This is a genomic window from Streptococcus sanguinis (assembly GCF_019929225.1).
Lineage (GTDB): Bacteria > Bacillota > Bacilli > Lactobacillales > Streptococcaceae > Streptococcus > Streptococcus sanguinis_J.
Map to the genome: position 1 here is coordinate 1 of NZ_JAHZPA010000013.1, position 4,368 is coordinate 4,368.

At 36.6% G+C, this 4,368-nt stretch carries 7 protein-coding genes; 1 reads left to right on the plus strand and 6 read right to left on the minus strand.

Going from position 1 to position 4,368, the window contains the following annotated elements; translation table 11 throughout:
- From K1I80_RS11820 to K1I80_RS11845, 5 genes are all read right to left on the minus strand, one after another.
- Positions 1–371: transposase (locus K1I80_RS11820; protein WP_223314005.1), on the minus strand; the 371-nt coding region annotated here is incomplete at its 3' end.
- A gap of 311 nt (positions 372–682) precedes the next feature.
- Positions 683–1,900 carry a tyrosine-type recombinase/integrase gene (locus tag K1I80_RS11825; protein ID WP_001291561.1) on the minus strand — a complete coding sequence of 406 codons (1,218 nt, stop codon included), beginning with the start codon at positions 1,898–1,900 and terminating at the stop codon, positions 683–685.
- An 81-nt stretch (positions 1,901–1,981) separates the two neighbouring features.
- Positions 1,982–2,185 (minus strand): excisionase, encoded by a 204-nt coding sequence (locus tag K1I80_RS11830; protein ID WP_000814511.1) that lies wholly within the window; start codon positions 2,183–2,185, stop codon positions 1,982–1,984.
- 460 nt (positions 2,186–2,645) lie between these two features.
- Positions 2,646–2,876: a helix-turn-helix domain-containing protein gene (locus K1I80_RS11840; protein WP_000857133.1), complete on the minus strand. Its 231-nt coding sequence runs from the start codon at positions 2,874–2,876 to the stop codon at positions 2,646–2,648.
- Entirely contained in the window at positions 2,873–3,295 is a 423-nt protein-coding gene (locus K1I80_RS11845; protein WP_000804885.1) for a sigma-70 family RNA polymerase sigma factor, read from the minus strand. Before K1I80_RS11845 ends, K1I80_RS11840 begins: the two co-directional genes overlap by 4 nt.
- 504 nt (positions 3,296–3,799) lie before the next feature.
- Here K1I80_RS11845 and K1I80_RS11850 point away from each other — a divergent pair.
- Positions 3,800–4,153, plus strand: a complete 354-nt coding sequence (locus K1I80_RS11850; protein ID WP_001227347.1) for a helix-turn-helix transcriptional regulator — start codon at positions 3,800–3,802, stop codon at positions 4,151–4,153.
- Positions 4,154–4,212: 59 nt separating this feature from the next.
- On the opposite strand, the gene K1I80_RS11855 is transcribed toward K1I80_RS11850, so the two are convergent.
- Positions 4,213–4,368: cysteine-rich KTR domain-containing protein (locus tag K1I80_RS11855; protein ID WP_115893081.1), on the minus strand; the 156-nt coding region annotated here is incomplete at its 5' end.

Consider the following 4,368-nt stretch of genomic DNA (forward strand, 5'->3'; position numbering starts at 1 on the left):
GTTATCAGTGCTTTATCTTGAAAGCGACGACTGTAATTCTTTCCATATGTGGTAAAATGAGGCACCTTGTCATCCAAGCTTAGTCCAAGAAACCAACGATAGGCTACATTTACTTCAATGTCTTTAATGGTTTGGCGCATGGAGCGAATGCCATAAAAACATTGAATTAAAGGAATTTTGACTAACATGACGGGATCGAGACTAGGACGACCATTATCTGGACTATAGGTATCTTCAACTAAGTCATAGATAAAGTCAAAATCAACCTCTGATTCCACTTGGCGAAGAAAGTGATCCTTTGGGACCAATTCGTCTATCGTATAGAAGCCATATTGACAGCGATGATAATCAGGTTTTTCTTTGTGAAACATAGGGAGTACCTCACAACTTTTCTTACCTCTATGATACAACTTTACAAAAAGAAAAGTCCTTAGAAACTTGTGTTCTAAGGACTTTGTCTTCAATCTGAAACAGGTAGAACTTATGTTCTACCTGTTTTTTTTAAACAAAACAAAGTATAAATTTCTAATTATCTTTTTATATTTTCTTAAATGCTCGTAAAGCCTTATTCTATGTGCTTTCGAGTATTTTTACTGTAGGAAGATACTTCACGTTTCTTTGCATATTTCCTCATGTCTTAGCTGTCAGAAGTGGTAAATAAGTAGTAAATTCATTTGTACTACTAAGCAACAAGACGCTCCTGTTGCTTCTCTTTATTCAAGCGTTTCATTTCTGCCATTGCAGAATCGAATGTTGCATGTGCGTAATAGTTCAGCGTCATGGCTATATTAGCATGTCCCATAATGTACTGTAATGCCTTTGGATTCATTCCTGCATTTGCATAGTTGGTACAGAATGTATGTCGCAAACTATGTGGAGTGATGTGTGGCAATTTATCCTCGTTATACTTATTGTATTTCTTAACAAGACCTTTCATCATGCCGTTGTAATCACTTGCCACTTTTGGATAGTTCTTTCTATTAAGAAAGAGGAAATCACTATATCCATCAATCTCAACACGCTTATCATTCTTTCGATTCGCTAACACTCGCTTAAATGCTTGATAGGCTTCTTCAACCATAGGAACTTGACGTTCGCCACTTTTGGTCTTTGGTGTTTCAATGTAGTACCCAATTTCAGTATCTCTCAATAGCTGATGGTCTATATTGACAAGACGATTCTCAAAATCTAAATCTGGAAGTGTCAAACCACCAAACTCTGAAATACGAAGACCTGTTTTTAAGAGTATCAGAATTTCATCATAATTTTTGCTGTAGGTTTTATCAGCTTTTGCAAAGGCTAACAGTTTTTCTTCCTGTTCTTCTGTTAGTACGGTCTTAGGGACAGTATCATCATCAAGAACTGCTTTCAGTTGAAAGTCAAATGGATTCTTCCGAACACAATCATCTTGTATAGCAATATAGAATGAAGCCTTTAAAGAACGTTTGTAGTTATTGATGGTTTGATAAGCATAACCATTTTCACTCATTCTAATAGCCCATTCTTTAGCGTCTGATGGCTTAATACTGTCAATACTTCTTACACCTAACTTGTCTTTCTTCAAAATATCCATAAGATATTTGCGTCCAGTTTCAGTGTTTTTTCTAACCTTTGGTCTTTGAGCGTTCTGTTTTGCGTAAAGCTGGCAGAGTGTCATTTTCTTTCCTACAACATCAATACCATCATGAATGTCTTTCTGTAACTCTGCGATTTTCTCTCTAAGTGAGATACAATCACGCTTTCCTGCTGGTACTCGGTCTGTAGCCACAAGTTTCCACGAGTAAACAAATTGCGGTTCTCCAAATGAATCTATATATTTGTATAAGTATCTTCCGTCTTTTCGTTGGCTCTCTCCAGTCTTTAAGATTCGACCTTTATTGTCACGTCTTTTTTCTGACATGGCATTTGCTCCTTTCCTTTATGGAAAGAGCCTTGATACGACTTAATACTATTTTATCATATACAAGACCCTTTGGCGACGCTAGATTGCGTCCAATGTATCTATAATTTTTTCAAATTGTTTTCGTTTAATCTGAATACGATTGCCATTCATAATCAGCCAATTTGCATTTTTATTTTCCTCTGCCAAGCGTCGTAGCTTGTTTTCGCCAATACGAAAATATTTTGACGCTTCTTCAATGGTTAGGGTATAACGTTCCCAAATAGGAATGTCAGTCTGCTTCATAAAATCCTCCTTTCCAAATCACTTATTTGGATTTCATAAAAGTTGTTTTACCAGCAATCGAACAGCTTTAGCAAAGCTCACGGGAGTTCCACCCCTGCATGGTTCTCATGTAGCCATACTCATTGCCTGCGACGGTTTTATCACGCTCGGACTATTGACTGTATGGGAGTATCATTATCACGATAAGAATGTCGTTGCAGGCAATCCTGCTAAAGATTGCTTCTCGGATCACTAACATGAATCGCTCGCTATCTTTATAAGATAGGTCATGGCGGTTAGTTCCGTTGGCTCTTTTCTTATCGAAACGTATTCGATTACTTTTATTCAGTTTTCAAAGAACAATGGCTCGTTAGCCTATCAAAACACATTGAAAGCTCAATATGCTTTGGTGGAATAACAAACCTCCCTGTTCGGGAAGCGTGGAATGGTTTAGCACGCTTCCACGAAAGGAGAGAGGATATTACTTAATTTCAAATGACAAAATCTTTGTAATCAGTCTGGTTTCCATTCTTCCACGTAAGACTTCATCAACGACCATACTTTGATTGCCATATTCATCTTTCATAAGTCGTAGGGAACGCTTCGTTATGTACCCTCTGTAATGATGTAGAATCTGGTTAATCGCTTCGGTATCGCCATCTGTTGCCTTTACAATGAGAGGAAAGGGAATCATAGGATATTGTGTTTTCATTCTTCAAATTCCTCCATAAACTTTTTAATTAAGGCTAGTCCACTGGTTCTATGCCGATAGACAGTAGAACGGTTCAATTTCAACAGGTCTGCAATTTCTGAATCGCTCATGTCCATAAAGTAAAACAGCAGTAGAATTTCACGTTTCTTGTCTGGCAACTCACGTAATGCTTCACTCAACAAATCATTTTCAACGCCTACTGATAACCCATTGAGTGTAAAAATCTGAAAGTCAGTTGAATAGTTATCTGTTGTCGCAAACTGGCTAACAAGATAATCGCCAACATCCGAAAAGGACACCTCACGCTTTGCAATCCTTGAAAGATAAAGCATATAATTCTTTCGCTCGTCTTCCATAGCACGTTTACAGATATAGTCAAACTGATTTTCTATTGTGGTCTGAAAAGAAGATGGTTTCATGTTTCTCACCCCCTTTCTGTCTAGGAAAGGAAGTGAGCCTTGCTCGTTTATCTCCTTTCACTCTTAGTCCCAATGTGAAAGGGGGATTTGTTGCATTACTGATAAATAAACTTTGTAAAAAAGTTCTGAATAGCCAAAAAAGCATATAAACAGATTTATTTCTCTGTTTACATGCTTCTGTTATTCTATCTATATGATTTATAAAACCACATTGGTGGACGTACTTATCTATTGCAGATAGACGACTTTTTTTGACAAGAACCCAATGTAAGGAAATTTATTGTATATGATGTACTTCATGGCGACGTTGACCTCCAACAAACCGCCATTTGGAAGTAATATACAATATTTTAACAGCGTAAATAGCACTACCATATAACGGTTTTTTTTATTGGCGTTTAGTAGTGCTTTTTATTAAATATAAACCTATAAACCATATAACACGTTTTTCTATACCTGTTTTTAATTCAGTAGGAACAATAAAATGTATAGAGGTGGTCTACTATGCGTAAAAAAGAAGATAAATATGATTTTAGAGCCTTTGGTTTAGCCATTAAAGAAGCTCGATTGAAACGAGGTTTAACTCGTGAACAAGTGGGAGCATTGATTGAAATTGACCCACGGTACTTAACTAATATTGAAAATAAAGGGCAACACCCCAGCATACAAGTTCTTTATGACCTTGTATCGTTACTTCATGTTTCCGTTGATGAATTTTTCTTACCTGCTAATAACTTGGTAAAAAGCACCCGACGATTACAGATAGAGAAATACATGGATAGCTTTACAGACAAAGAACTATCCTTAATGGAATCTTTAGCCAGCGGTATCAACGAAGCAAGAAACATCGAAGACTAATTAAAAGAATCCATACATAACGGAAAGAGCCGATAAAATGAGATTGTATTAATCTCATTTTATCGGCTCTGCGTCTTTGCGTCTGGCTCTGTAATCACAGTTACTTTGAACTGCTTTATTTCAATTAAATTTTCTTGTCTGCATTTCGGACAATAGAGGGGGAATTTTTTTAATTCAGTATCTTCCCTTATCTTTAATCGTGTTTTATTTCCACA